This is a genomic window from Bradyrhizobium sp. BR14999 (assembly GCF_056106085.1).
This window is the reverse complement of record NZ_CM148536.1, coordinates 8631552-8657211: the sequence shown is the minus strand read 5'-3', so window position 1 is coordinate 8657211 and position 25660 is coordinate 8631552. Positions and strand designations below refer to the sequence as shown.

25 protein-coding genes are annotated in these 25660 nt (G+C 62.0%); 14 read left to right on the top strand and 11 right to left on the bottom strand.

The genetic code is table 11. The features are described 5' to 3' along the window. Positions 1 to 2 precede the first annotated feature (2 nt). The 6 genes from ACR9YP_RS40415 to ACR9YP_RS40390 form a co-directional block, all read right to left on the bottom strand. Entirely contained in the window at positions 3 to 833 is an 831-nt protein-coding gene (locus tag ACR9YP_RS40415; protein WP_474218704.1) for a SagB/ThcOx family dehydrogenase, read from the bottom strand. Positions 834 to 846: 13 nt separating this feature from the next. Then, positions 847 to 2175, bottom strand: a complete 1329-nt coding sequence (locus ACR9YP_RS40410) for a YcaO-like family protein (protein WP_474218703.1) — start codon at positions 2173 to 2175, stop codon at positions 847 to 849. Continuing rightward, complete coding sequence (locus ACR9YP_RS40405; RefSeq protein WP_474218702.1) at positions 2172 to 3263, bottom strand: TOMM precursor leader peptide-binding protein; 1092 nt, start codon at positions 3261 to 3263, stop codon at positions 2172 to 2174. The genes ACR9YP_RS40410 and ACR9YP_RS40405 overlap by 4 nt, the downstream gene beginning before the upstream one ends. Before the next feature lie 9 nt (positions 3264 to 3272). After that, positions 3273 to 4676: a B12-binding domain-containing radical SAM protein gene (locus ACR9YP_RS40400; protein WP_474218701.1), complete on the bottom strand. Its 1404-nt coding sequence runs from the start codon at positions 4674 to 4676 to the stop codon at positions 3273 to 3275. A 14-nt stretch (positions 4677 to 4690) separates the two neighbouring features. Next, a complete protein-coding gene (locus tag ACR9YP_RS40395; protein WP_474218700.1) occupies positions 4691 to 5233 on the bottom strand; it encodes a hypothetical protein in 543 nt (180 codons plus the stop codon). A 692-nt stretch (positions 5234 to 5925) separates the two neighbouring features. Continuing rightward, the gene (locus tag ACR9YP_RS40390) at positions 5926 to 6504 is read right to left on the bottom strand and encodes a hypothetical protein (protein ID WP_474218699.1); all 579 of its coding nucleotides are present in this window, start codon (positions 6502 to 6504) and stop codon (positions 5926 to 5928) included. Positions 6505 to 6871: 367 nt separating this feature from the next. On the opposite strand from ACR9YP_RS40390, the gene ACR9YP_RS40385 reads away from it, so the two are divergent. From ACR9YP_RS40385 to htpG, 5 genes are all read left to right on the top strand, one after another. Next, complete coding sequence (locus tag ACR9YP_RS40385; protein ID WP_474218698.1) at positions 6872 to 7009, top strand: DUF3768 domain-containing protein; 138 nt, start codon at positions 6872 to 6874, stop codon at positions 7007 to 7009. A gap of 84 nt (positions 7010 to 7093) precedes the next feature. Next, a complete protein-coding gene (locus tag ACR9YP_RS40380; RefSeq protein ID WP_474218697.1) occupies positions 7094 to 7327 on the top strand; it encodes a hypothetical protein in 234 nt (77 codons plus the stop codon). Positions 7328 to 7893: 566 nt separating this feature from the next. Further along, positions 7894 to 8142, top strand: coding sequence for a helix-turn-helix domain-containing protein (locus ACR9YP_RS40375; protein ID WP_474218696.1), 249 nt, complete (start codon positions 7894 to 7896; stop codon positions 8140 to 8142). Between the two features lie 553 nt (positions 8143 to 8695). After that, complete coding sequence (locus ACR9YP_RS40370) at positions 8696 to 9127, top strand: hypothetical protein (protein WP_128939958.1); 432 nt, start codon at positions 8696 to 8698, stop codon at positions 9125 to 9127. A gap of 126 nt (positions 9128 to 9253) precedes the next feature. After that, positions 9254 to 11131: a molecular chaperone HtpG gene (gene htpG, locus ACR9YP_RS40365; RefSeq protein ID WP_474218695.1), complete on the top strand. Its 1878-nt coding sequence runs from the start codon at positions 9254 to 9256 to the stop codon at positions 11129 to 11131. Positions 11132 to 11278: 147 nt separating this feature from the next. On the opposite strand, the gene ACR9YP_RS40360 is transcribed toward htpG, so the two are convergent. Then, positions 11279 to 14413, bottom strand: coding sequence for a multidrug efflux RND transporter permease subunit (locus ACR9YP_RS40360; RefSeq protein ID WP_474218694.1), 3135 nt, complete (start codon positions 14411 to 14413; stop codon positions 11279 to 11281). Positions 14414 to 14836: 423 nt separating this feature from the next. Here ACR9YP_RS40360 and ACR9YP_RS40355 point away from each other — a divergent pair, with 423 nt between their 5' ends. The 7 genes from ACR9YP_RS40355 to ACR9YP_RS40325 all read left to right on the top strand — a co-directional run bounded on the left by ACR9YP_RS40355 (position 14837) and on the right by ACR9YP_RS40325 (position 20276). After that, a complete protein-coding gene (locus tag ACR9YP_RS40355) occupies positions 14837 to 15115 on the top strand; it encodes a DUF3551 domain-containing protein (RefSeq protein WP_438105542.1) in 279 nt (92 codons plus the stop codon). Positions 15116 to 15149: 34 nt separating this feature from the next. Continuing rightward, complete coding sequence (locus ACR9YP_RS40350; RefSeq protein ID WP_438105541.1) at positions 15150 to 15419, top strand: DUF3551 domain-containing protein; 270 nt, start codon at positions 15150 to 15152, stop codon at positions 15417 to 15419. Between the two features lie 240 nt (positions 15420 to 15659). After that, the gene (locus ACR9YP_RS40345) at positions 15660 to 17474 is read left to right on the top strand and encodes a long-chain-acyl-CoA synthetase (RefSeq protein ID WP_474218693.1); all 1815 of its coding nucleotides are present in this window, start codon (positions 15660 to 15662) and stop codon (positions 17472 to 17474) included. Between the two features lie 146 nt (positions 17475 to 17620). After that, positions 17621 to 17866 carry an acyl carrier protein gene (locus tag ACR9YP_RS40340; protein ID WP_015688794.1) on the top strand — a complete coding sequence of 82 codons (246 nt, stop codon included), beginning with the start codon at positions 17621 to 17623 and terminating at the stop codon, positions 17864 to 17866. Next, positions 17853 to 19235 carry a class I adenylate-forming enzyme family protein gene (locus ACR9YP_RS40335; protein ID WP_438105538.1) on the top strand — a complete coding sequence of 461 codons (1383 nt, stop codon included), beginning with the start codon at positions 17853 to 17855 and terminating at the stop codon, positions 19233 to 19235. Before ACR9YP_RS40340 ends, ACR9YP_RS40335 begins: the two co-directional genes overlap by 14 nt. Continuing rightward, positions 19228 to 19950 carry an SDR family NAD(P)-dependent oxidoreductase gene (locus ACR9YP_RS40330; protein WP_438105537.1) on the top strand — a complete coding sequence of 241 codons (723 nt, stop codon included), beginning with the start codon at positions 19228 to 19230 and terminating at the stop codon, positions 19948 to 19950. The genes ACR9YP_RS40335 and ACR9YP_RS40330 overlap by 8 nt, the downstream gene beginning before the upstream one ends. 125 nt (positions 19951 to 20075) lie before the next feature. Further along, the gene (locus ACR9YP_RS40325; protein ID WP_091892161.1) at positions 20076 to 20276 is read left to right on the top strand and encodes a hypothetical protein; all 201 of its coding nucleotides are present in this window, start codon (positions 20076 to 20078) and stop codon (positions 20274 to 20276) included. Between the two features lie 4 nt (positions 20277 to 20280). On the opposite strand, the gene ACR9YP_RS40320 is transcribed toward ACR9YP_RS40325, so the two are convergent. Then, on the bottom strand, positions 20281 to 20667 hold the full coding sequence (locus tag ACR9YP_RS40320; protein ID WP_474221206.1) for a hypothetical protein: 387 nt from the start codon (positions 20665 to 20667) through the stop codon (positions 20281 to 20283). Between the two features lie 225 nt (positions 20668 to 20892). Here ACR9YP_RS40320 and ACR9YP_RS40315 point away from each other — a divergent pair, with 225 nt between their 5' ends. Continuing rightward, positions 20893 to 22038: a DUF3095 domain-containing protein gene (locus ACR9YP_RS40315; protein WP_474218692.1), complete on the top strand. Its 1146-nt coding sequence runs from the start codon at positions 20893 to 20895 to the stop codon at positions 22036 to 22038. Positions 22039 to 22186: 148 nt separating this feature from the next. On the opposite strand, the gene ACR9YP_RS40310 is transcribed toward ACR9YP_RS40315, so the two are convergent. From ACR9YP_RS40310 to ACR9YP_RS40300, 3 genes are all read right to left on the bottom strand, one after another. After that, complete coding sequence (locus ACR9YP_RS40310) at positions 22187 to 22621, bottom strand: DUF2147 domain-containing protein (protein ID WP_370986475.1); 435 nt, start codon at positions 22619 to 22621, stop codon at positions 22187 to 22189. Positions 22622 to 22730: 109 nt separating this feature from the next. Further along, positions 22731 to 24116: an MATE family efflux transporter gene (locus ACR9YP_RS40305; protein ID WP_474218691.1), complete on the bottom strand. Its 1386-nt coding sequence runs from the start codon at positions 24114 to 24116 to the stop codon at positions 22731 to 22733. Between the two features lie 82 nt (positions 24117 to 24198). After that, on the bottom strand, positions 24199 to 24726 hold the full coding sequence (locus ACR9YP_RS40300; RefSeq protein ID WP_438105533.1) for a GNAT family N-acetyltransferase: 528 nt from the start codon (positions 24724 to 24726) through the stop codon (positions 24199 to 24201). A 245-nt stretch (positions 24727 to 24971) separates the two neighbouring features. Between ACR9YP_RS40300 and ACR9YP_RS40295 the strand changes: the two genes are divergently transcribed. Beyond that, positions 24972 to 25568 carry a superoxide dismutase gene (locus ACR9YP_RS40295; RefSeq protein WP_061846478.1) on the top strand — a complete coding sequence of 199 codons (597 nt, stop codon included), beginning with the start codon at positions 24972 to 24974 and terminating at the stop codon, positions 25566 to 25568. Positions 25569 to 25660 lie beyond the last annotated feature (92 nt).

Sequence of the window (25660 nt, the reverse complement as noted above, 5' to 3'; positions counted from 1 at the left end):
GATCACGCTCCTGTAGGCAAATTTGCTCCGTCACATTCGGGTGCATTGCCGCCTACCGCGGCCATGTACACAGTCGATTGTGAAACGCCGTCAAGCCCGAGAAGATCGTCGATCTGCCGATCCACGTAACCACCGATTGTCAGGCAGCCGAGCCCCATGGCGGTCGCGGCAAGCGCGAGGTTCTGCCCAACATGGCCCGCTTCCAGCAGCACGAAGCGGTATCCGCGCTCTCCGTACTTGAATGTCGATCGCTCGAACACGCCAGTGATGAACAGCAGGAGCGAGCTATCGAGGGCGAGGTTGCGCTGGACCAGCGATTCCGACAAGCGCCGGGAGTCATCGCCGTAGCGGAGGAAGCGCAGACTGTCGCGCATCGGGTTGTAATGATAGAGGCCGGCCTCAAGGTTCTCCACTCGAGCAGAGTGAAAATAGAGCTCGAGTGGGTAGAGGGCGCCGCCCGAGGGAACGGTTCGGAACGGACGCGGAAACTCGGTGCCCCGGTTGTCCCGTGTGACGCCATAAGAGGCGCGCAGCAATGCTGCAACCTGTTCCAGCGTCAGCCGACAAGGAGAAAGCCCGCGCGCGCTGACTCTGCTCGCGATGGTCGATGCCAGGTTCAGTTCAAGCGGCGTATGCGATCGGGGCAGTGGGATTTCCGGATAGTGGTCGTACTCAAATGATTCCAGCATTCGTTCCATCTGCTGGGTGATGACGTCAGGCGGCAGGTAGAAACTATACTGTCCTGCTTTGGAGTTCTCGTGGTACAATTCCCAGAGGTGGGTATCCTCGGCCAGTCCAGAAATTAGGTGGCGGGGCAAGTCTGTGAGGGTCATAGCCGGGATCTCACTATGGATACGGATGCGGCAAACTCGTGTGGCCGCATTTGGAAACGAGTGATTTCAGACCTAACCTCTCCGGTACCTCACGAAGACGTCGTCCCCCGAGCGCGCGATTTGCAAATCCCATGAACAGAGGATGGAAGCCAGGGATGATCGCTCGCACCACCCGGAAGCCGAGCCCGCTCACATCAGCCGTCGTCAGGTCGCAAAGGACGACTTGGTGTCCTGTAGAGCTGATGCGTGTCACAAGATCAGCGAGGTCACGCTCCGGTGAGCCCGTCGCCAGATTCGGTAGGTCGTCAAAATCCTTGCGTGCCGCTGACCGCAATAGAAAGTCGCCATGCTGTGCATTTGCGTGATCGCACCAGAAGTTCAGATGGTCGAGCTGGTCGGCGACACCGTCGAGGTTACTGGCATCGAGACGCGGCATTCGCTTTTTGATTTGCTGGGCATAGCGCCGCGTGTGCGCAAGCTCTTCGAGCGCTTTGCGGACTGCATGTTCCGGGTCCAGGTCGGCCGAAGCGGCAACTACCATTGCGGGGCAGGTCGCCGCCTCGCTCCTGAGCACCGCAAGTACGGTCGAAACTCCGTTATCCGTCGTGATGTCGAGCAGCGTGACCACACCGCCTGTTTGCTCGAAGCGCTCCACTAAGTCGTAATTCTGGTCGCTGAGCGTCTCGACCCGGATTTGCGGCGGTGCGAGCGCGGCTTGCCAGGCGATCGTGAACGCGTCGCGTTCGATGACCTCGCAAATTGCGGAAATTGCTGCTCTGGCGCTTCCCAGATGGCACGCGAGACCGGTGGATATAGGTTGCGCTATCGGCACCTCTCCAGTGTCAGTGTAGTAGTGATAAGGCATGTAGACCATGGCTGCGGGAACGTGGCAGGGCTCGCCGGTAGCGGCGTCGATGCCAGGGGTCCATCGCACTGGCGTCTCGTCGGTCAAGGGCGCCCAGGGAAATCCTGGTTGCTCATACTGTGCGTCGCTATACAGCGCGAAGTCCTCTGCCGCGACGCAAGCAAATGGCGCCCGATTTCGCGAGTACAGGGGCAGGTCCTCGAAATCATAGATCGCCGAGCAATACCGTTCGATTGCCTCGCCCACGGCTTTCGCAACGGCAATGTCGAGATCGGCCGATGCGCCGCCCGTTGCACCAAAGTTGGTCTGTCGGGTGAATGCACTGGTGGCGCAGGCCTTGCCTGCCACATGGAAGAAATCGGGCGAACCGGCTTCTCGCGGCACAATCTCGACCTGTCGTACGATCCCGACACGCGGGTCGACAATAACACCGAGTTCGCCGATCAAAGCCTCGAGCGCAGCACGGCGGTTGTTCATCTTGCGACCTCATGGCCCGGCATGAAAGCGACCTTGTTGAGGCTGACCGGCGTTCGTCCATGATCGGTGCCGCAAACGGAGCAGTGCGGCATTTTCAGGACGCGGCGCTCCACGAGATCCGGCACTACGAGGTTGATTTCGATCATCCTTCCGACCAGGCGTGACCGCATGAATTGGCCATAGAGCTTCAAGAGCTCCATAGCAGCGGTGTCGCCGAGCACGGACGCCATCGATGGATGGAATGCGGTGACAACTTGACCTTCATAAGCCGCTTGCTCGACGGCCCGCTGCATGTCCGGATCGTCAATGTTGGTGTTTTCGCGCGCTCGCAAGCATTCCAGGCACGGACCTTCGCCGGGGATCACAAGCGGCCCGATACGGCCAATTAGGTCTTGCAAAACCACCGGCAAGAACGGAATGCGCTCGCGCACGCAATGCCGATTCCAGTTGCGAAGCAGATGCTGGCCTCCGAAATCCGATGTGACCACGAGGCAGCCCGCACCTCGCCCGTGTGTCATGTCAAACCATTCGCGATAGGGACGTGGCCTGGCCAACGAAACCGGCCACTGAGACGGCTCGATCTGACCACGCTCGTCGAGCATCCGTACGTTGTTCAGCAAGGGATAATCAATTACATCGAGCGACCCTACGCCCGATTCCGCGAGTGCCTGCGCAATTTGCCTGGATACTTTGTTGACCCCGACGATCGTCACCTGCGCCCTTTCGAATGCTCGACTGATATCGGCTGTGCGTTTGCCGAAATGCCAGAAGAAGACGTCAATCGGCGCCTCCGGGCTCGAAGGCTCATCCGGGCTGCCTTCGGTCAGAAATCGCCGTGACTCGAGCGCTTCAATAAGCTCTGTGATTGCCGGTCGGATCTCCTCGGGGAACGGTTCGCATAGTTCTGCGCGCGTTGCGTCGCGCTCGGCGGCGACCGCGAGAAGAGCCTGCGTGATCTTGCTCGATTGGGCCCCTTTGATATTCACGATCGCGCGTCCGCGCTTCAGGAGCATTCCATCTCCAGTTTCAATAAGCTGAAGGCGTTGAAGCGTGAGCTTACGATTATCGATTGGTTGATGAGCGTTCATTTGATCGCCTCAATCGCAAACGTGTTTACTATCATCCTGTCGTGCGCGCTGAGAGGCGAGGTGCGCGGTCAATGCGCCCACGTCGCCATCATGAATCGATCGCTCCATCAGAAATGGATGCTCTTGATACTGGGTGTAGCTGCCTTTGAACACGTGATATAGATTTTGGTATTCGCGTCTAAATTCTTCCGGTGCAAGCGCCGTTGGGGTTACGGCGTTCTGGCAGTCAAACAAATCCCAGTTGGGTCTGCCGTTCGGTTGACGTGCAATGACTTTCTCGAAGGTTGAAAGCAGTTCCGTGCCTGGAATAGGCGTCAGCACGGTAAATGACGGATAACGAATTTTGTGATGCTCTATGAAGCGCACCAGCCGTTGGAAATCGCGGCGGCTGTAGTCGGTATTGACAACGAACTGGGCGAATATCTCTATCCCGAGTTCGCGGGCAATTCTTAAACCAGCCTCGATCTTTTCGATGCTTATCTTCTTATTGTATTCTCCGAGATCCTTCTCGCTAATGGCGTCGACTCCCACGAACAATCGTTCCAGACCAATTTCGCGCCATTCTTTCAGAACGTCACGATTGCGCACGAGCGAATCCATGCGGCAGTAGGTGAAGTAACGCTTGTGAAGACCAGCCGCTTGCAACGCCTGCGCGAGAGCCTTCATGCGGCGGCCATTGATGAATGCTTCATCGTCGACCAGGAAGACGAAGTCCTCGGGAATGGTCGACATTTCCTCGATCACGGAATCTGCATCGCGCATCAAGTATCTGCCATCCATAATTTTCCATAGCGAGCAGAATGTGCAGCGGAACGGGCAGCCGACGGAGGTTCGAATCAACGCAACTGGCTTCATCCAGTCGATGAAATAAGATGCGCGATCGCGTGAAGTGAGAGTGCGATCGGGCGGCGGTAGGTCCTCGAGCCGCAGCATAGGATTTGAGCCACCGCTGCGGAATTCGATGCCGACGCGTGCCCAGACCCCGGGAATCGGCGACAGGGAGCGTCCTTCGGTGATGGCTGAGGCGATGCGGCGCAATGGTTGAACGCCTTCACCAGAAACCACCAAGTCGACCTGAGGCTCAAAGAAATCTTCCGGCAGGAAAGTGGCATGGTGCCCGCCGACGACGGTCATACAATGTGGCAGTTCCGCCTTAACGCGACGACATATCGCCAATACGGTCAGCACATGCATGGAGAACGCAGTGACCCCGACAATATCTGGTCGCCAATCGCGAAGCTCATCCACCAGAGCACCGGGATGCAGGCGCATGTCCAGGATCCGGATCGAATGACCGTCCTGCTTGAGGCCTGCGGCCAAGTACTCCAGCGCGAGGGGCTCCGCGATCGCGCCCAGATCTCCCCAGCCGAGCACCTCATTTCTGGAGTTCGGCCAAATGAGGAGAACATTCATTTTCGTAGCCCGCTTTAGGCGACTAGGCGAAGCGGCTTTGTTACGGATGCCGCGCAGCAGCATGGCGTGCAGGAACAGCAGGACAAACTGAATGCCTCCGGCTCCTCGTCCAGGCCGGCACCGCCCGTCATTCGTGGTGTAAACACATCACGGATGGTTTGAATATCCTTGGCGGTTAGGCCGAGTTCGCTCGGCAGCTTGCGTGCTACGCCCCAGCCGCCCAGCGCCATCAAGTCCAACTTGGTCAGTCGTTTGACTGCCGGCGACAGGCGGGCAACTTGGCTCGGCAGCACCATCTGCGTAATGGGAGTCGAGTTAGGGAGATCCAGAGCATCAAGGCCGGACACGTTTTTCAGCTGCTTCTTCAGCCACGGGACGACGACCTGGATGACCTTGTCGTCGTTCTTTACCAGCCAAGACTTAACCTGATTGAATACGCCACCGAAATCGAACGCTTCGCCTGTGGCGGTTCCGGTCCCCGTTTCGTTTCCCATGGGGATACCAACGTCGTCGTCAAGTCCAGACGTGCTCGGCGCATACATGGGGGTGTTTGCCATTTCCAACTCCTCTCTTGCTAAAATCATCTGTCGACGAAAGAGAACAGGCCGTCCGATCAAGCTAAGCCTGCTCGGACGGATATCTTTGCGCAATTTTTTCGGAGTTGAGAGCGATGATGCGCCGCATCTGGTCGGATCGCAAGCGCGATGACGAGGCATAGCTTATGAGCGGCTACTTTGGCGGCAAGATCTTAAGTCTAAGAAGTCGCCTCTTCTCGCAGATTGATCGCTTTGTCTGCATCAATGAGTGGTCGAATTGTAGACGCTTTTATATAAGACACGATGTGAATGACTTCATTCGCAGCCGGAAAGCGGCTGCGCGAACGATCAGTCATTCGGTGATGATAAGGTCACAGAGATTGCTGACGGGCTAAACGGAAGAGCTTCCAACAGCTCGTAGCATACGTGAAGATCTCTCAAAGGCAATGACCGGCTCGTGACTGTGGTCTTCCTGCGAGCCACTGTTGTTCGCAGTAGACGCGTGGGCCCATTTCGAACCCCGATGACTGCTTTGTTGCGAGGAAACGAACTTGTCGTCCTGAGCCGTGCAGACCGCGTCCGACAAGTGATGCAAGTTTCCAGGCAGCGGACGGCGGGTCAGCACGGTTGCATGCTATCGCATGTGCCTGCTGGCATTCCGCCACAGGATGGCCTAAGAGGGCCAAAAGCACCTCGACAGAAGACAGCTTCGGCTACCGGCGCGTTACGGTGATCTCAGCAGAACCTCGATTATTCCCGTAGAATATGCCGGCCAATCCGGGCACTCCGACGACCGCGTCGTTGACGAAGAAAAAGAGCTCGCCATCGCGCCTCGCGCGGATCATCTCTTCGATCGAATGGTCTTTGGGATCCGGGTTCAAAAAGCTTTCTTCGCCTCCTACGCTGCCTGTCCTGGCAACTATCCTAAACCAGGGCCTGACCAGTTCGCGGCGCATCGGAAGCGCGAACAGCATCGCGGCCCTTTCCCAGACCGTGGGCGGGTCTAGGCTGTAGAAGCCAGCGGGCGTAGTCGCAATCCTCCGATCAAACCATTGCGGTTCTCGCGCTTTGATCGTGATGAGATAACGTCCGCCATCCTCCAGGAGAATGCCGGTGGGCGAGCAAACCGAGGATGTGTCAAAGATCAGCTTTCTCGTTTCTCCTCTGATCATCGCAGTCGGATTATTCTCGCTGCAAACAAGGCCGGCGTCGTCAATGACGACGTAAAGGAGGTGGTTCAGCGCCATGCTTCCTGCGTAAAAAAGCAAGACGGCTGAGAGGGTCGCGCCCAACTGAAATTTCCAAAATCGTTTGACCCACTGGTAGGCATGCTGGTGCGCAGCCAATAGATCCAGGTTTCCGGCGCGCTTTCGACATTAGTGCCGTCGACCAGCGAATTTTGCCAAATCGGTCCCATGTCGCTCTTGATCCGTGAGGAGAGCCGGCTGCCGATCAACGAGAAAGCTGCAACCGCTAGCCCGAGAGCCAAGAAAGTGAGGGGACTGCAGGCATAACAACGGGAGAACCTCAAATGACCGACACAACTGAAACTGCAAAAATCCGCAGTTCAACGACAGCTTCAGGCGCAATCTGGTTTTCGGCGGGACCGTCCTGCTTACACCTGGTGTAACCAGCCTAGCAATCGGCCGTCAGGCCGAGTTGCTCGAAGCGGTTCGCAAGTTCGACAGCTTCATGCGGGACAAGGACCCGCACGGCGAGCACGACTTCGGCTCGATCGATCTCGATTCATCCGCTTCTTCTTCAAGATCGACTACTACGACCAGAGCGGCACCATAGGCTCGCCCAAACCCGGCCGACCCGGCTGTTACACAGCGCGTGATGACGATCATGGGCGCCGACGAATACTAGAGAGGCGCTGACATGACCAAGATCCTCAACGTCAACGACCTCTGCGACGCCATCAGCGACTCGACGCTCCCTGACGGCGCAAAGCAGGCACTGATCAACACGCTCGAAGCCTCGGTAGCCCTTGCGGCCGGTGTCCTGACCGAGCACTATGGCATCGTTTCGGACCATGCCGAATACGAACGCGATTGCGCCGGACTTTGCGTGAACTTCTATCCAACGTTTGACGGCCAGGAATGCCCGACGTGATCGACGAGGGCGATGAAGGCGGCGACTGGCCCTGAGGTCTTGGGCCCCGTTTACGCGGGGCCTTACTGCAAAATTGTGTTGTCGTATTTGCGATTTTATGACGAGGGCCAGTTCTCTTCCTCCAGGGCTCGGTGTCTACGGCGCGCATCGTGGCCCATTCGCTCTCCATTCTATTGGCTCAATACTCACGGCCTTGATGTCGGTCATAGGCCGGCGCCGCGAACGCGCAAGGCATCCAACCGTGTCCCGAACTTTTCGGGTCTCTTCCCAAAATGTGGCGGGGCCGTCGGCTGGCCCCACCGTTGCTCGCCCGCACAGGTGCCTCCGGCCTTTTGAAATTCCCGACGGCCGCGAAGGACGTGGCCGATAGCCAAAAGTAGCTTGCTGCGATCCGGAAGTGGTAATCGCGTCAGCCAAGACGGAGAAAGTTCGCGTCGAATCCGAAAGCCGAAAGTTTCCAGATCACCGCCGCTGTACGCTGGAGTGCGCGGCCGCACTCATCTGTTCGCATTGACGATGCCGCGCTGCACGGGCAACCCTCAGGTCGAGGTTGAGAGGCGGAGCCAATGGGTCGAGATCGAGCACAGGCAGAACAAGTCGCACAAGATCGTTCCGGTGCGAAGCTACCAGAGCAAAGAAAAATACCTTTCACCGAACGGTTGACCTGTACGATCGACGAAGCATGTGAAGCCACCGGCTTAGGTCGTACCAAGCTCTACGAGTTGATAGGCGCGGGGCTACTTCATACGAGGACGGTCGGGCGTCGGCGGTTGGTGCTTATATCCTCACTTCAAGCATTTCTCGACGTGAGTTGATCAATGGCCGGCAAGCATAAAGGTGGTTCAATGGCCGCCTTTTCGCCCACCCCCTTATGGTCAGCGACCTTCGATGGTGCACGGGTTCGCGTTGATTCCGAGAGAGCAATTGTTCACCCCCTGGGCGTCGATTCGCTTTGGCCTCCAATTTGCTGTGCGATTGGAAAAGCCTTCGGCGTCAACCACCCGAGGCGGGAACTGACCTTCGCAGCGTTTGGGAGGGTAGCCTTCCCAGGCCCGGCTTGGCTCAAGTATGCACAATGGTGGGGCGGATGGTGGGGCGGAGAGGAAGATTCGTAGAAATCTCCGAGAAAAAAGTAAGGCGCGACTGGCATCACCACAGTCGCGCCCTACGTCGCCGGCTTATGGGGCAGGGGGGAATAGCCGGCTGCTGAGACGACTCCCGTCCGCAAAAGTCGTTCCAGGCCTTGCGAAATATTTTGCGGGCCTCCGGCATTTTTCGCACACGGTTAAGTGATCGTAACGGCCAAGAACCCCTGATCCTCCGCCCGCGTTGTTCCCGCGATCGCCATGGGGCGAGGGATCCATAGCCATGTCACAGATTCAAAAGGTATTTTTGGGCGCCGTCGCGATTGCCGCCACGCTGGGTGCCGTGCAACTGGCCTCCGGCCATGATTTGGCCGATCGCTGGCAGGCGGTCGCCGACATCTCCAGCCAAAGCTCAAACTTCGCCCCGAGCCACAACGTCAATCGTGCCGGCAAGGCCGACCGGCTCGGCGAGATCAAGCCGGCACCGGTCGCCACCCGCACCGTGTCGATGCGGCTCAACGATCTTGCCGACACGTCGGTGCTGTTGCGGGTCCCCGCGGTGATCGAAACCGGCAATGCCAAGCCGCCGGTGCTGCTCCAGAACCAGAAGAACCAGAAGCAGGGCCGCAGCAAGCCGACGATCGCCTGCGAGCCGATGGTCAGCTCCCTGACCGAGATCGCCAAGCTGCTCCAGCCCGGCCGCTGTGTGACCTGATCCGCGCCATTGGTCCGACCAAGGTTGCTCTGTCGCGACTTGCGGCAGAGCCTTCACATCCTCTTGATCCGCCGTTTCATCGCGCTATATCCGGGTTCCTCCCCTTTGATTTGACCGGATAAGCGCATGACGACGTCAGATACGGCTGTGCACACGCAGCCTTTCCAGGCCGAAGTTTCCGAACTGCTGCACCTCATGGTGCACTCCGTTTATTCGGAAACCGACATCTTCCTCCGCGAGCTCATCTCCAATGCCTCCGATGCCTGCGACAAGCTGCGCTACGAGGCGATCGCCAGTCCGGACCTGCTCGGCGAGGGTGACGCGCTCAGGATCCGCATCATCCCGAACAAGTCGGCCGGAACGCTCACGGTCGCCGACAACGGCATCGGCATGGAGCGGCAGGAGCTGATCGATCATCTCGGCACCATCGCCCGCTCCGGCACCAAGGCGTTCGTGTCCAAGCTGAAGGAAGCCAAGGACGGCCTCGGCCTGATCGGCCAGTTCGGTGTCGGCTTCTATTCCGCCTTCATGGTCGCCGAGAAGATCGACGTGGTCAGCCGCCGCGCCGGTGAGAGTGACGTCTGGACCTGGACATCCTCCGGCGGCTCCGGATTCGAGATCGCCCGCGCCAGCGACGAGGACGCGGCGCGCGTGGCCCGCGGCACCGAGATCGTCCTGCACCTCAAGGACGACGCCAAGAAATACCTCGAGACCTACGAGATCGAGCGCATCGTCGGTGCCTATTCCGACAACATCCTGTTTCCCATCGAGCTCGTGCCTGGCGAGGGCGAGCCGCGCCAGATCAATTCGGCAAGCGCGCTGTGGCAACGCTCGAAATCCGAGCTGACGGCAGACGACTACAAGAAGGCCTATCAGCAGATCGCCTCCGCCTTCGACGATCCCGCGATGACGCTGCACTACCGCGCCGAGGGCCGCTATTCCTACGCCGTGCTGCTGTTCGCACCCTCGACGAAACCGTTCGACCTGTTCGAGCCGAACCGTAAGGGCCGCGTCAAGCTCTATGTCCGCCGGGTCTTCATCACCGATGATGCCGATCTGCTGCCGGGCTACCTCCGCTTCATCCGTGGCGTCGTCGACAGCGAGGATCTCCCGCTCAACATCTCCCGCGAGATGCTCCAGAACAATCCGCAGCTCGCGCAGATCCGTAAAGCCGTGGCGACCCGCGTCGTGTCCGAGCTCGAAAGCCTCGCCGAGAAGGACGCGGAGAATTTTGCCAAGATCTGGGACGCCTTCGGCGCGGTGCTGAAGGAAGGCATCTACGAGGATTTCGAGCGTCGCGAAAAGCTGCTGGCGCTGTCGCGCTTCACCACGACGTCGGGTGAAAAGCGGTCGCTGAAGCAGGTTATCGCCGATTTCAAGCCAAACCAGACCGAGATCTATTATCTCGTCGGCGACAGCATCGAGCGGCTGAAGTCCAATCCGCGGCTCGAGGCGGCGACTGCGCGCGGCATTGAGGTGCTGCTGCTGTCCGATCCGGTCGACGCCTTCTGGACCTCGATGCCCTCGGAGTTCGACGGCAAGCCGCTGAAATCGCTGAGCCAGGGCGATCTCAACCTCGACCTGATCCCGCGCCTCGACGACAAGGACGAGGCGAAGAAGGACGAGCCTGAGGCGGATGAAGCCGCCACCATCGCGGTAATCAAGGCCGCGCTCGGCGAGCGCGTCAGCGATGTCAAGGCCTCGACGCGCCTCACCAGCTCGGCCTCCTGCCTGGTTGCCGACAGCCAGGGGCCGAGCCGCGAACTGGAGCGCATTCTGGCGCAGCAGAACCGGGGCATGAAGACCAAGCCGATCCTCGAGATCAATCTGCGCCATCCGCTGGTGACTGCGATCACCAAGGCGCAGGCCGGCTCCAGGGACGTCGACGATCTCAGCCTGCTGCTGCTCGAACAGGCGCAGATCCTGGACGGCGAATTGCCGGAAGATCCGGCAGCGTTTGCGGCGAGGCTGAACCGGCTGGTGTTGCAGGGGCTGGGCGGATAGGCGGAATTACTGCTTCCTCGATCGTCATGCCCGGGCTTGTCCCGGGCATCCACGTCCTTGCTCACATGCGGCTCTACGTGGATGGCCGGGACAAGCCCGGCCATGACGATCTCGAACGCCGCTCGCTCGTGCTGCTCACAGCATTGCTCACTCGGCCGCATCCTTCTGCTTGTCACCAGCTGCCTCCGCCTCCGGCTTTCCCTCCATCCAGCGCGAAAGCAGGTTGGAGAATCGGTCGAGGTAGAGATAGACGATAGGGGTCGTGAACAGCGTCAGGGCTTGGCTCACCAGAAGGCCGCCGACCATGGCATAGCCGAGCGGCTGGCGGATCTCGGCGCCGGTGCCGTGGCCGAGCATCAGCGGCACGCCGCCGAGCAGGGCCGCCATCGTCGTCATCATGATCGGGCGGAAGCGCAACAGCGCGGCCTGACGGATCGACTGCTCAGGCGTCAAATGCTGCTCGCGCTCGGCCACGATGGCAAAGTCCACCATCATGATCCCGTTCTTCTTGACGATGCCGATCAGCAGAATGACCCCGATCAGGGCGATGAGGCTGAAATCGAAGCCGAAGATCATCAGGATCGCGATCGCGCCGACGCCGGCCGACGGCAGCGTGGACAGGATGGTCAGCGGGTGGATGTAGCTTTCGTAGAGCACGCCCAGCACGAGATACACGACGACGAGCGCGGCGAGGATCAGCATCGGCACGGTGCCGAGCGATTGCTGGAACGCCTGCGCGGTGCCCTGGAAGCTCGTCGATAGCGTCGGCGGCGCGCCCATCGCGCTGACCGCGCGCAGCACGGCATCGGTCGCCTGTCCCAGGGCCACGCCTTCGGCGAGGTTGAAGCTGATCGTGACTGCCGGAAACTGGCCCTGATGCGCGATCGCGAGCGGCCGCACCGGCACGTTGGTCCAGTTGCAGATCACGGAGAGCGGCACCTGCTCGCCGGTGAGCGGCGATTTGATGTAGAGCTTCTCGAGCGTCTCGAGCTGCCCCTGCAGCGCCGGTGTGATCTCGAGCACGACGTGATAGCTGTTGGTCTGGGTGAAATACTGCGCGACCTGGCGCTGGCCGAAGGCGTCGTAGAGCGTGTCGTCGATCAATTGCGGCTGGATGCCGTAGCGTGCGGCGGTGTCGCGATTGATCCTAAGCTGCAGCGTCGTGCCCTCCGTCTGCTGGTCGGTGGCGACGTCGCGCAGTTGCGGCAGGCCTCTCATGCCCGCCAGGATCTTTGGCGCCCATTCGTTCAGCTCGGCGAGATTGGCGTCCTGGAGCGTGAACTCGAACTGGGTGCGGGTGGCGCGCCCTCCGAGCCGCACGTCCTGCGAGGCCTGCATATAGAGGCGTGCGCCCTCGACTTCGGCGAGTTTTGGCCGCAGCCTCGCGATAATTTGCTGTGCGCTGGCATCGCGCTCACCGATCGGCTTCAGCGTGACATACATGCGCCCCGAATTCAGCGCCGTGCCGCCGCCGCCAATGAACATCGCAATGGAATCGACGGCAGGGTCGGCCTGCACGATGGCGTTGAGCTCCTCCTGCCGGCGCTTCATCTCGGCGAAGGAGATGTCCTGGGGCATCTCGGACACCGCGGTGAGGAAGCCGTTATCCTGCTGCGGGAAGAAGCCCTTCGGGATCACGATGAACAGCAGTGCCGAGAGCGCGACGGTGCCGAAGAAGATGAGAAGCGTGACGAAGCTGTGCCGCAGCGCGAGGTCCAGCCCGCGCTCGTAGGCGCCGAGCAGGCGCTCGAACATCCGCTCGCTCCACTGGTAGAAGCGGCCGCGCCGCGCCTCACGGTCGGCGCGCAGGAAGCGCGAGGCCATCATAGGCGTCAGGGTCAGCGACACCACGAGCGAGACGAAGATCGCCATCGATAGCGTCACCGCGAATTCGCGGAACAGCCGGCCGATGATGCCACCCATCAGCAGCAGCGGGATCAGCACGGCGACCAGCGAGACGCTGATGGAAACGATGGTGAAGCCGATCTCGGCGGCGCCCTTGTACGCCGCGGCGAGTGGGCTCTCGCCCCGCTCGACATAGCGTGTGATGTTCTCCAGCATCACGATGGCATCGTCGACCACGAAGCCGACCGCAATGGTCAGCGCCATCAGCGAGAGATTGTCCAGCGAATAGCCGAACACCCACATCAGCGAGCAGGCGCCGAGCAGAGCCAGCGGAACCGTGATGCTCGGGATGATCGTGGCCCAGAAGCTGCGCAGGAAAATGAAGATCACCATCACCACGAGCGCGATGGTGATCATGAGCGTGATCTGGACGTCGTCGACCGCGGCGCGAATGGTGATGGTGCGGTCGCTGATGATCTTGATCTTGATCGCGGGCGGGATCGCCGCGATCAGCCGCGGCAGTTTCTCCTTGATGCGGTCGACGGTCTCGATCACGTTGGCGCCGGGTTGCTTGAAGATGACCAGGAACACGCCGCGCTTGCCGTCGGCCCAGGCCGCGGTCTTCATGTCCTCCGGCCCGGACACGGCCTCGCCGATGTCGCGGATCCGTAAAGGCGCGCCGTTGCGGTAGGCGACGATCACGTCCTTCCAGTGCGAGGCCTCGAGCAGCTGGTCGTTGGCGTAGATGGTATAGGAGCGGCGCGTGCCGTCGATGTTGCCCTTCGGGCTGTCCGCGGTGGCGGTCGCGATCTGGCTGCGAACGTCCTCCAGCGACAATCCCTTGGCGACGAGCTTGGCCGGATCGATCTGGATGCGCACCGAGGGTTTTTGCTGCCCGCCGACGAACACCTGCGCCACGCCGGGGATCTGGCTGATCTGCTGGGCGAGCTGGGCGTCGGTGCGGTCGCTGACCGTGGTCAGCGGCAGCGTGTCGGAGGTCGCCGACAGGATCATGATCGGCGAGTCCGCCGGGTTGACCTTGCGATAGGTCGGCGGCGAAGGCAGATTCTTCGGCAATTGTCCGCTCGCCGCGTTGATCGCGGCCTGCACGTCATTGGCGGCGGCGTCGATCAGGCGGTTGAGATCGAACTGGATGGTGATCGACGCCGAGCCCAGCGAACTCGTCGAGGTCATCTGCGTGATGCCGGGGATCTGCGCGAGCTGGCGTTCGAGCGGCTGTGCCACCGAGGCGGCCATGGTTTCGGGACTGCCGCCCGGAAGTGACGCGGAAACCTGGATGGTCGGAAAGTCGACCTGGGGCAGCGGTGCAACCGGCAGCAGAGGATAGGCCACGAGGCCTACGAACAGGATGCCCGCCATCAGCAGCGAGGTGCCGATCGGATAGCGGATGAAGGGAGACGAAAAGCTCTCTTGCATGCCCTGAGCCTGCAGACCGGCCGGCGCATCTTCCCCCGCGCATGGCGGAGCCGCGCTCGAGAGCCCGAGCGCGAATGTGCGTTTCCTTCAGCCCGTATGTTTGTTGATTGCCCTGGATCGTCGTTGGTCCGGGGCCAGCGTTGTAATCGAAAGACTAGTCCGATCGCTGCAGCCTGCGAACGGATTCCTGCTCCGGATCCTTGCGACCTTTGTCGAAGAAATGCTGTCGTGAGATATGCGTCCTGTGCAGGCCCGAAACGGAGCTCTTTTCCGCTTCTGCGTGGTTGCAGTGCCGTGTCTCATCCGTTTTGGCGCGTGTCACAAGCGGGAGAGGTATGAACAGGAACAATCGCTTCTTCCGCGTTGTTGTGCCATATCGAAATGGAATAATGCGTGCCGTTGCCACGATTCGAGGAATGCCCGATGCGCCTGCCGATCCTGACCCTCACCGCCATTGCCACGCTGTTCGTGGCGTCAGATGCGAGCGCCCAGACCTACGATCCGCGCTACCCGGTATGCATGCATGTCTACACACCCGGCGGCTTCGCCGGTGGCGGCGGCGATTATTACGATTGCTCCTTCACCTCGCTGCCGCAATGCCGCGCCACGGCGTCAGGCCGCTCGGCCAGCTGCGACGTCAATCCCTATTACGCTTTCGATGAACCACCGCCGCCGCGCCGGCGCTACAAGAAGGTGCACTAGCGCTTCCGCGATGCGACTTCCGAGGACCGTTTTCATGCGCCACTCATTCGGACTGATCGTGACTTTCGGTGCCTTACTGGTGGCCGCGCCGTCGCATGCGCAGACCTTCGACCCGCGCTATCCGGTGTGCATGCACGTCTATTCCGGCTCGAACGGCGGCGGCGGGGACTGGTACGAGTGCTCCTTCGTCTCGGTACCGCAGTGCCGCGCCACGGCGTCGGGCCGCGCCGCAACTTGCGATCTCAATCCGTACTTTGCCGTCAACGTCCCGGCATCGCGCCCGCGTTATAGGCGAAATGGTTAGCACCGGGCGGATTGCCGCGCGGTCTCGCCTGAGGCTTGCCGCTACCCCTTCCTGATCCCCGACAACGCCACCACCTTGCGCCGGCGATCGATCTCCGCCGCCAGCATGCCGCTGAACTCGTCGGTTTGGTAAAGGAATCGCTAGCGTTAATCCCGCACTAACCAGGTTTTGGCCTGTCTCTTAACACCTGGGCAGGCTCGCACGTCTAAGCTGCCGGATCAGCAGACACGTCCCGAAAGAATGAACGGCATGACCACCGGTGTCATCGAGCAACCGAAAGCCGCGCGCGCCCCTTCGGCTTCGAAAATCTGGCTGAAGGCGATCGAGCTCACCGCGCGGATCGAGACGCTGCCGGGACGTCTGTTCGCCGACGTCGTCGACGATTGGGCGCAGCGCCAGCCCGATCGCGCAGCGCTCGTGACCGACGATGCCACTCTCGATTACGAAGGTCTGTCGAAGAGGATCAACCGCTATGCGCGATGGGCTCGGTCGGCTGGCGTTGCCAAGGGCGACACCGTTGCTCTGATCATGCCGAATGGCATCGACTATGTCGCGGCCTGGCTCGGCATCAGCCGTATCGGCGGCGTGGCTGCGCTGATCAACACCAAGCTCATTGGGCAATCGCTCGCACATTGCGCCGACGTCGCAAAGCCGTCGCATGTCATCGTTGCGCATGAGCTGACGGAGATGTGGGACAGCGCAGCGCCTTATTTGAAGACCGGAGCAAAAGTCTGGACCCATGGCGATGCCCGCGGCGAACGCGCGATCGACGTAGCGCTGGCCGCGCTCGACGATGGAGCGCTCTCGCCGGACGAACATGGCAACGTCACCATCGATGACCGCGCGCTGCTGATCTATACCTCGGGCACCACGGGCTTGCCGAAGGCCGCCAGCATCAGTCACCGCCGCATCCTCAATTGGGGCTTTTGGTTCGCCGGCCTCACCGGCGCGACGCCGCAGGACCGGCTCTACGATTGCCTGCCGCTGTTCCACTCGGTCGGTGGCATCGTCGCGCCGTGCAGCATGCTGGCTGCCGGCGGCTCGGTGGTGATTGCGGAGAAGTTTTCGACCTCGCATTTCTGGTCCGACATCGTCCGGCATGACTGCACGCTGTTCCAGTATATCGGCGAGCTCTGCCGCTATCTGCTCAAGGCGCCGCCGTCGGAATATGAGAACAGGCATCGTCTGCGGCTCGTCTGCGGCAACGGTCTGCGTGGCGACATCTGGGAAGACTTTCAGGCGCGCTTTTCCATTCCGGGCATCCTCGAGTTCTATGCTGCAACCGAGGGTAATTTCTCGCTGTTCAACGTCGAGGGCCAGCCGGGCGCGATCGGCCGCATCCCACCGCTGCTCGCGCATCGCTTTCCCGCGAGCCTCGTCAAGCTCGACCCCGATACCGGCGCGCCGCTGCGCAACGAAGAGGGCTTTTGCATCGCCTGCGTCCGTGGCGAGGCCGGGGAAGCGATCGGCCGCATCGGCACCGCGGACCAGGGCGGCGGCCGTTTCGAGGGCTATACCGACGCGGGCGAGACCGAGAAGAAGATCCTGCGCGACGTCTTTGCCAGGGACGATGCCTGGTTTCGCACCGGCGACCTGATGCGGCTCGACGACAAGGGCTTCTTCCATTTCGTCGACCGCATCGGCGACACCTTCCGCTGGAAGGGCGAGAACGTCGCGACGTCGGAGGTGAACGATGCCGTGCGCGATTTCACTGGCGTGATCGATGCCACCACTTACGGCATCAGCATCCCCGGCACCGACGGCCGCGCCGGCATGAGCGCGCTCGTCGTCAATGAAGGCTTTGATATCGCCGCACTGCCTGCGCATCTGGCACAGCGGCTGCCGGCCTATGCCCGTCCCGTCTTCATTCGCATCTCTTGCGAGATCGATGCGACCGAGACCTTCAAGCAGAAGAAGGGCGACCTCGCGCGCGAAGGCTTCGATCCAGAGGCGATAGCGGATCCGCTGTTCATGCTTGATCCGAAATCCGGCGCCTATGTCGCGATGGATACCGAGGCCTATGCCCAAATTAACGACGGCACGATCAGGCTGTAACGCTGCGAAAAATGCGCAGATAGGTCCAATTTTATCTGAATTGTCCAAGAAGCCATTTACTTCTGTCGGGTAAACAGGCGGCCAGGGGAGGCGGTCAGCAAGAGCCGCCGCAACGCGAACGATCGATAACAACAAGCGAGCCAGCCATGTCGGTAAGGTCTAAGGTCATTGAAGCGATCCAGCAGATCGCCAAGGAACAGCACGTCACGCTTCCCGCACTCTCGGACGATCTGTCCCTGCACGAGACGGGCTTCGACTCGCTCGCCTTCGCGATCCTGGTCGCGCGCCTCGAGGACGAGACCGGCGTCGATCCCTTCACCATTTCCGAGGACGCAGCGTTCCCCGCCACCGTGGGCGATTTCGTGCGGGCCTACGAAAATGTCCCCGCGTGAGATCTTTGCGCTTCGCGACCATCTCGGCGCGGAGCTGAAGGGCCGCACGCTGTCGGATGCAGAGACGAGCGTGTCGCTGACGGACATCCTGTCGCAGACGGTCCTCGGCGGCCGCCTGCGCGAATTGTCTGGCCGCTGTGTCCTACTCAGGCTGTCCGACCAGCTCCGGTCGGGCCTTGCCATGATCGAGCTCGACGGCATCGCGCGTCGCATGCTGCTGTGCCCGCCCGATCTCAACCCGGCGCATCTCGACGCGTTGATTGCGGATGCCGGGATCGATGCCGTCGTGACTGACGAGCCGGGTCGCTGGGCCAACACCGGCGTCGCGCTTATTGTCACCGCGCACTTACCGCTCGAAGCGGCCGCGCCGGCGAAGACCGAACGTGCCACGGAATGGCTGATGCTGACCTCGGGCACCTCGGGCGTGCCCAAGATCGCCGGGCACACGCTGGAAGCACTCACCGGCGCAATCGTCGCCGAAGGCCCCGCGCGCGGACCTGCGCCGGTGTGGGCCACGTTCTACGACATCCGCCGGTATGGCGGGCTGCAAATCTTCCTCCGCGCCATCCTCTCCGGCGGCTCGATGGTGCTGTCGGACCCGCATGAGGCGTTGGCCGATCACGTCGCGCGGCTGAATGCGCGCGGCGTCTCGCATATCTCCGGCACGCCCTCGCACTGGCGCAAGCTCCTGATGAGCGGCTCGGCGGCACAGTTCGCGCCGGGTTATGTACGTCTCTCCGGCGAGATCGCCGATCAGGCGGTGCTGGACGGCTTGAAAGCGGCATTCCCCAATGCCTCCGTCGGTCATGCCTATGCCTCGACCGAGGCCGGCGTAGGCTTCGCTGTCAATGACGGGCTTGAGGGTTTTCCGGCCGACTATCTCGGTAACCGCAATGGTGTCGAGATGAAGGTGGTCGACGGCTCGCTGCGCATCCGCTCGACGCGCACCGCGCACGCTTACATTGGCCGCAACGCTGCTGCGCTCACCGATGCGGACGGCTTTGTCGATAGCGGCGACATCGTCGAGCTGCGTGGCGATCGCTATTATTTCGTCGGCCGCCGCGGCGGCATCATCAATATCGGCGGACTGAAGGTTCACCCCGAGGAGATCGAGGCGGTGATCAACCGCCATCCCGACGTGCGGATGTCGCGGGCCAAATCCCGCCGCAGCCCGATCACTGGCGGCATCGTCGTCGCCGACGTGATCCTCGCCGACGGTACCGATCCCGCGCGCACGAAGGAGATCCGTGACCAGATCCTGGATCAGTGCCGCGCCCAGCTCGCCTCGCACAAGGTGCCGGCGGTGATCCGCTTCGTCGAGGCGCTCGACGTCACTCCGGCCGGCAAACTGGCGCGCACCGATGCATAACGTTCTCGTCACCGGCGGCAGCCGCGGCATTGGCCTTGCGATCGCAAGGCGCCTCGCCGGCGCCGGCTTCAACGTGATTGCGGCCGCACGGCGCGAGAGCGAGGAGCTCAAGGCCGCGATCGCCGCGTCTGAGGGACGCCTGCATTTCCGCGCCTGCGATCTCGCCGTGATCGATGCGATCCCGGCGTTCGCAAAGCTTGTCCGCGACGAATTCGGCCCGATCTACGGCCTCGTCAACAATGCCGGCCTCGGCACCGAGGGCCTGCTCGCCACCATGCACAATTCCGAGATCGCGGCGCTGGTGCAGCTCAACGTGCTGTCGCCGATCATTCTCACCAAATACGTCGCGCGGCAGATGATGGCCGATGGCGCCGGCCGCATCATCAATATCTCATCCATCATCGCGACCACCGGCTATAATGGCCTCTCCGTCTACGGCGCCACCAAGGCGGCCGCCACCGGCTTCACCCGCTCGCTGGCGCGCGAGGTCGGCAAGCTCGGCATCACCGTGAATGCGATCGCGCCGGGATTCATCGACACCGAGCTGACGCACAATCTCTCCGACGAGGGACGCAAGCGCATCGCCGGCCGCAGCGCGCTGCGCCGCCTGCCGGAGACAGAGGACGTCGCGCGCATGGTGGAATATCTGCTCGGCGAGGGCGGCCGCAACGTCACCGGCACCATCTTCACGATCGACGCGGGGAATACGGCGTAGCGGAACTCTGCCGCCGCAATAGGGTTGATCCGGCTCAATTTGAATTCACCGGATTTGGTCGTAAGATGCCCCGCAATCGGTTGGGTTACGTCAATCGATCTGCCCTAATCGACAGGGAGCAGTCCATGACCGCTTCGAATCTGGGCCGGGCGTCAGCAGAGCAGTCTTGCTCGAGGCCGGACGATGTCCATTGCCAGCCGATGTCGCATCAGAACTCCGGTGACCACGGCCACGAAATGTATCCGCAGCAATTCGTGCGGCTGGTCGGCTGTCACGATGTCCCCGCATCAGCGGTGCGCAAGCGTCAGGACGAGAAGCTGCACTAGCCACTCACCTCTGATGCTTCGGCAAGTCAATTCGTTCATGTGAGAACTCCGGCGGTCCCTCGGTGAGGCGGCGGATGCGGCGCTCGCGTTCGTCTGCCGGCAATGCGGGATCGAGCAGCGCGTCGATCTCGTGCACGGCGATGTCCTCGATCTGCGTGGCATCCGATGTGATCTCGTGCGCCGAGATCGGTTCGGCAGGCGAGATCTTCAGCCCCAATTCGACGAGTTTGCAGATTGCATCCGAGCGGGTCAGCTGATGGGCTTCAGCCCAGGCATCGACGGCGGCGGTCAGCCGTTCCGGCATCTTCACCGCGCTGATTGCGTCGAGACCCGTGCGCCGGCGTACGGGTGAGGTCGAATCCTTGTTGCCGAAGTCGGACACTTCGATGATCCCGGGCATTCATTTTCGATAAATCAAGAGTAAACGCCTTTTGCGGTGTGCTGATTGATGCCGATCAATGACAAACTGCGGCATTGCATCGCGGTGCGAGCTTGTTGTCCGGCTCCATTTCGGCCAATGATCGGGACCTCGCGGAGACCGGCCGGCGAACCCGGATCGATCCTGCCACGCATCTACTTTTCGCAACGCGCCATCCCAACCATCCGGCATCACCCGATGACATCAGGCGAATCCTTCTATAGCGGCATTCCGGTCTTCCGGGGCTTCACCAGCCTGATGGATCCGGTGCTGTATGCGCCGCTGCCGGACGACTGGAGCATCGGCGTTGCCGACATCGTCGATTCGACCAAGGCCATCGCGGCGCAGCGCTACAAGGCGGTGAACATGGCCGGTGCCGCCGTGATCGCGGCGGTGACGAACGCGTTGGAGGGGCGCGAATTCCCCTTCGTGTTCGGCGGTGACGGCGCCAGCTTTGCGGTTGCGCCTCACGATCTCGAGCTTGCCCGCGACGCGCTGGCGGCAACCGCGACCTGGGTGCGGGAGGATCTCGATCTGAAGATGCGTGTCGCCCTGGTGCCGGTCAGTGCCATCCGAGCGCATGGCCTCGACGTACGCGTCGCACGCTTCGGTCCGTCGGCGAACCTGTCCTATGCGATGTTCTCCGGCGGCGGCCTCGCCTGGGCCGACGCCGCGATGAAGCGCGGCGAGTTCGCGGTGACCGAGGCGCCCGACGGCACGCAGCCCGATCTCTCCGGCCTGTCCTGCCGCTTCGAGGTGATGCCGGCGTCACGCGGATTGATCCTGTCGGTGCTGGTGATGCCGGCGCGTAGCGCTGACCCGCTGGCTTTCCGCAAGGTGATCGAGGATATCATCCATCTCGTCGAGCGCAGTCCGGATGGCGGCCGCCCGGTGCCGGCGCAGGGACCGCCGCTGAAATGGCCGCCGCAGGGGCTGGACTATGAAGCCCGCACCAGGCGCGGCGGCCCGCTGCTTGCCCGCCGGGCCGCCGTCTTGGCCTACACGTTGTTCGCCTATCTGATCATGCGCTTCGACATCAAGGTCGGCGGCTTCGTGCCAAACGTCTACAAGCGTCAGGTGGTCGAGAACTCGGACTTCAGGAAATATGACGACGGCTTGCGCATGATTCTCGACTGTACGGGCGAGCTCGAGCGCGCGCTGAGCGATCGCCTCGCTGCAGCCGCGCGCGAGGGCATCGTGCGCTACGGCCTCTATCAGCAGGACGCGGCGATGATGACCTGCTTCACGCCCTCGGCGCTGCGCAGTGACCACGTCCATTTCATTGACGGCGCGCGGGGCGGTTATGCCTCGGCTGCGACGGCATTGAAGGCAATGATGGGGTAACACGTCTCTCGTGCCCCGGACGCAGCGGAGCACGCAGTGATGCGCTGCCGAGCCGGGGCCCAGAATCTTGGAGAAAATTGCGAATGGCATGGTCCCGGCTCTGCGAAGCAGCGCTTCACGCTGCATCGCGTCCGGGACACGAGGGCGCTCAGCGTCCCGCGCGCGTCCAGGTCTCGCCGCCGCAGAGGGCGCCGACGCAGCCTTCGACGCGCAGCGAATCCGCGCCCGTCACGCTGATACTGCTCGCATAGGTGCTGCCGTCGTCGGCATTGTAGATCTGGCCCGACCATTTGTTCGGAGCTGACGGCTGCATGCCGCTGAACAATGGCAGGCCGATCATCGGACGCCTGGCGAGCGCGGGATTGGGATTCTTGTTGTCGGTCGCGGGCTGGCCGGTCGCGGTATCCGTGGGTTCGCGCAGCCAGACGATGTGGCCGCAGATGCCGCCGCCGCATTTGCTGATCTTCACGCGCGCATCACCCGCCTGGGTGAGCCAGGTCCCGTCGGCGCTCTGCGCCTGGGCGCTCGTTGCGCCGAGCAGCGCAGCCAGGACGACGAAGGGAATCGCGAATCTGCTGAACATGGAGAGAGCCCCCGAAAATGACGGCGCCTCCATAGCAGTCCGGCAAAATAGTGCAACGCTGGATGGAATCACATTCCTGCGCTTACTGTCTGCGCTTATTCGCCTGCGCTCATTTGCCCCACTGCACGAAGGCGACCGAGACGGCGGTCGAGAGCCCGAACATGACCATGGCGCCGCCGACCAGAGCGAACAACGTCCAGGCCGGCGCCTGCATCGTCATGAGGCCGACGCCGCCGATCGCGACGATCAGGAGCCGCACTGTGGAGGCAAGCACTGGCCCGCCGACGCGCGCCGCGCCTTGTGAGGAGAAGTACAACGACACGCCCATGCCGAAGAACACGAAGGCCGGACCTGCCCAGTGGAAATAGCTGTGGGCGGCGGCGGTGACGCCGGGATCCCGCGTGAACAGCGCGACCCACAGCGACGGATCGAGCGCGATCCCAAGGCCGATCAGGCCGACCGTGAGTCCGGAGGCGGCGGCCGCGGTCCAGGCCACGCGCCGCGCGCGCTTCAGATGTCCCGCGCCGATCGCCATGCCGACCATCGGCACCGATGCGATACCGAAGGCGAAGGTGATCGGGATCAGCAAGAATTCCAGCCGCGAGCCGATGCCGTAGCCGGCCAGCATCTCGGTGCCGAAGCTCGCGAGGATTTTTGTGAAGATCAGAATGGTGAGCACGCTCTGGAGTGGCGACAGGCAGGCCACCGCGCCCACTTTGAGGATGTCCAGGAACATCGCGCGCTCGAAATGGAAGGCGCGGAAGTCGAGCTGCAATCGGCTGCGGCCGGACAAGAGATACCAGAGCAGGAAGACCGCGGCGCAGCTGAACGCGATCAGCTGGCCGCTCGCGACGCCGGGCATGCCGAATTGTTTCACGCCGAACAGGCCGAGTCCCAGCGTGCCGCCGAGTGCGACCTGGAGCAGGCTCGCCCCGATCAACGTCGTCGAAGGCAGCCGCATGTCGCCGGTGCCGCGGATCACCGAAGCCAGCGTGTTGACGAGCCAGATCGCGACCGCGCCGGAGAACAGCACCTGCGAATAGCCGCTGGCCTCCTCCAGCACGCGCTCGCGGCCGCCGAGCAGCGCGAAAAACGAGCGGCCGAAGACGAGCATCATCACCGTGAAGAACAGGCCGCCGCAGAGGCCGATGATGGCGGCATGCAGCGCCAGCGTCGCGGCGCGGTCGCGATTCCCCGCCCCGAGCGCGCGGCTGATCGCGGAGGAGACGCCGCCGCCCATCGCGCCCGCGCTCATCATCTGCGTCAGCATCGCGAACGGAAAGACCAGCGCGATCGCGGCGAGCGGGATGGTGCCGAGCCGGCCGATATAGGAAGTCTCGGCGATCGCAACCAGCGTGCTGCCGACCATCGCGATCATGTTTGGGATCGCGAGCCGCAGCAATGTCGGCAGGATCGGCGCCGTCAGCAGGCTGGCGATGGGGGAGGCGACCGGCGCAAGCGGCGGGACGGCGTCTGCAGGGGCGTCGATCGTCATGTTCACCGGGCGGAATATTAAATGATGATCGACATATTATAAGGCGTGAAGCGGCCGGCGCAGCCCTCCGCTCACGCAGGGCTCACCAGGGCAGGCCGCATAGGTCGATGGTGCCCAGCGTCGGCGCGCGGACGATGTCGAAGACGTAGGGTGCCATGTAGTCGAAGCGGATTCGTCCCTCCGGCTGCTGGCAATAGACCTCGCCCTTGAAGGGCTGCCATCGGCGCGCCTCGTAGAACGCGAAATTGTGCGGCTCGCAGAACAACAGCGCGAAGCGCACCGCATCGTTGGCGCGCATGGTGTGCACCGCCGCGTCGATCGCCATGGTTGCATAGCCGCGACCGCGCCGGTCCTCGCGGGTACAGACGCCTCCGATGCCGCCGACATGGACCTTCTGCCCGTTCCAGGTGACGGTGCGGAAGTAGACACCGACATGGCAGACGAGGCCGTCCTCGGGCGCATCGAGCAGCACGCGAAGATGAGCGTTATCCCATTTGACGTGAGCCCAGGGCTTGTCCGCGACCATGTGCGGGCCCCAGACCGCCTGGTGCAGCGGCTCCGCGATCGGCCACGAGGCGTCGCCGTTCAGAATGTCGATCTCGATGCTCATGGCTCTGTCTTTCGCAACGTCGGTCCGTGGTGCATTCGTTCTTCGATAAGCACCTCAAAGGCAATGATATTTTGCATCACGCCACCAAGGCCGCGCGAGTGTCCGCGTGCTGCGACGATTTTATGCAATCGTGCCAAGCGTTGGCATCACGCATTTTCGCAAATTGGCGGTATTTAACGACGCAGGAACCTTCTATAAGGGGTGACCGTTAGAACTCGTTCCCCACCAGTTGCGGACAAGAAGCCATGACCTTTACGCTGCCCCCACTCCCTTACGCCTATGACGCCCTCGGCCAGTATATGTCGAAGGAGACGCTGGAATATCATCACGACAAGCATCATCAGGCCTACGTCACCAACGGCAACAACGCGCTCAAGGGGACCGAATGGGAAGGCAAATCCCTTGAAGAGATCGTCAAGGGCTCGTTCGGCAAGAACCCCGCGGTGTTCAACAATGCCGGCCAGCATTACAACCACATCCACTTCTGGAGCTGGATGAAGCCCAATGGCGGCGGCACCAAGCTGCCCGGCAAGCTCGAGAAGAAGATCAACGAGGACCTCGGCGGCTTCGATAAATTCAAGACCGACTTCCAGGCGGCCGGCGTCGGCCAGTTCGGCTCCGGCTGGTGCTGGCTCCAGGTCAAGAACGGCAAGCTCGAGATCTCCAAGACCCCGAACGGCGAGAATCCGCTGGTGCACGGCGCCACCCCGATCCTCGGCTGCGACGTCTGGGAGCACTCCTACTACATCGACTATCGCAACCGCCGTCCGGACTATCTCAAGGCGTTCGTCGAGAACCTCGTGAACTGGGAATACGTCGAGTCTCTGTTCGAGAAGGCGTAGGCATTTGGAGTCATTCCGGGGCGCGCCAAGCGCGAGCTATGATGCGCAATTGCGCATCTGAGAATCCATTTGTCCACTCGGGCTGAGGCCCG

Coding starts and splice junctions, on each gene's coding strand:
- ACR9YP_RS40400 (WP_474218701.1), bottom strand. CDS start 4,676: ATGAATGTTCTCCTCATTTGGCCGAACTCCAGAAATGAGGTGCTCGGC.
- ACR9YP_RS40335 (WP_438105538.1), top strand. CDS start 17,853: ATGTCCCCGCGTGAGATCTTTGCGCTTCGCGACCATCTCGGCGCGGAG.
- ACR9YP_RS40315 (WP_474218692.1), top strand. CDS start 20,893: ATGACATCAGGCGAATCCTTCTATAGCGGCATTCCGGTCTTCCGGGGC.
- ACR9YP_RS40355 (WP_438105542.1), top strand. CDS start 14,837: ATGCGCCTGCCGATCCTGACCCTCACCGCCATTGCCACGCTGTTCGTG.
- ACR9YP_RS40410 (WP_474218703.1), bottom strand. CDS start 2,175: ATGAACAACCGCCGTGCTGCGCTCGAGGCTTTGATCGGCGAACTCGGT.
- ACR9YP_RS40395 (WP_474218700.1), bottom strand. CDS start 5,233: ATGGCAAACACCCCCATGTATGCGCCGAGCACGTCTGGACTTGACGAC.
- ACR9YP_RS40340 (WP_015688794.1), top strand. CDS start 17,621: ATGTCGGTAAGGTCTAAGGTCATTGAAGCGATCCAGCAGATCGCCAAG.
- ACR9YP_RS40345 (WP_474218693.1), top strand. CDS start 15,660: ATGAACGGCATGACCACCGGTGTCATCGAGCAACCGAAAGCCGCGCGC.
- ACR9YP_RS40300 (WP_438105533.1), bottom strand. CDS start 24,726: ATGAGCATCGAGATCGACATTCTGAACGGCGACGCCTCGTGGCCGATC.
- htpG (WP_474218695.1), top strand. CDS start 9,254: ATGACGACGTCAGATACGGCTGTGCACACGCAGCCTTTCCAGGCCGAA.
- ACR9YP_RS40310 (WP_370986475.1), bottom strand. CDS start 22,621: ATGTTCAGCAGATTCGCGATTCCCTTCGTCGTCCTGGCTGCGCTGCTC.
- ACR9YP_RS40350 (WP_438105541.1), top strand. CDS start 15,150: ATGCGCCACTCATTCGGACTGATCGTGACTTTCGGTGCCTTACTGGTG.
- ACR9YP_RS40405 (WP_474218702.1), bottom strand. CDS start 3,263: ATGAACGCTCATCAACCAATCGATAATCGTAAGCTCACGCTTCAACGC.
- ACR9YP_RS40305 (WP_474218691.1), bottom strand. CDS start 24,116: ATGACGATCGACGCCCCTGCAGACGCCGTCCCGCCGCTTGCGCCGGTC.
- ACR9YP_RS40415 (WP_474218704.1), bottom strand. CDS start 833: ATGACCCTCACAGACTTGCCCCGCCACCTAATTTCTGGACTGGCCGAG.
- ACR9YP_RS40370 (WP_128939958.1), top strand. CDS start 8,696: ATGTCACAGATTCAAAAGGTATTTTTGGGCGCCGTCGCGATTGCCGCC.
- ACR9YP_RS40375 (WP_474218696.1), top strand. CDS start 7,894: ATGGGTCGAGATCGAGCACAGGCAGAACAAGTCGCACAAGATCGTTCC.
- ACR9YP_RS40380 (WP_474218697.1), top strand. CDS start 7,094: ATGACCAAGATCCTCAACGTCAACGACCTCTGCGACGCCATCAGCGAC.
- ACR9YP_RS40360 (WP_474218694.1), bottom strand. CDS start 14,413: ATGCAAGAGAGCTTTTCGTCTCCCTTCATCCGCTATCCGATCGGCACC.
- ACR9YP_RS40330 (WP_438105537.1), top strand. CDS start 19,228: ATGCATAACGTTCTCGTCACCGGCGGCAGCCGCGGCATTGGCCTTGCG.
- ACR9YP_RS40295 (WP_061846478.1), top strand. CDS start 24,972: ATGACCTTTACGCTGCCCCCACTCCCTTACGCCTATGACGCCCTCGGC.
- ACR9YP_RS40325 (WP_091892161.1), top strand. CDS start 20,076: ATGACCGCTTCGAATCTGGGCCGGGCGTCAGCAGAGCAGTCTTGCTCG.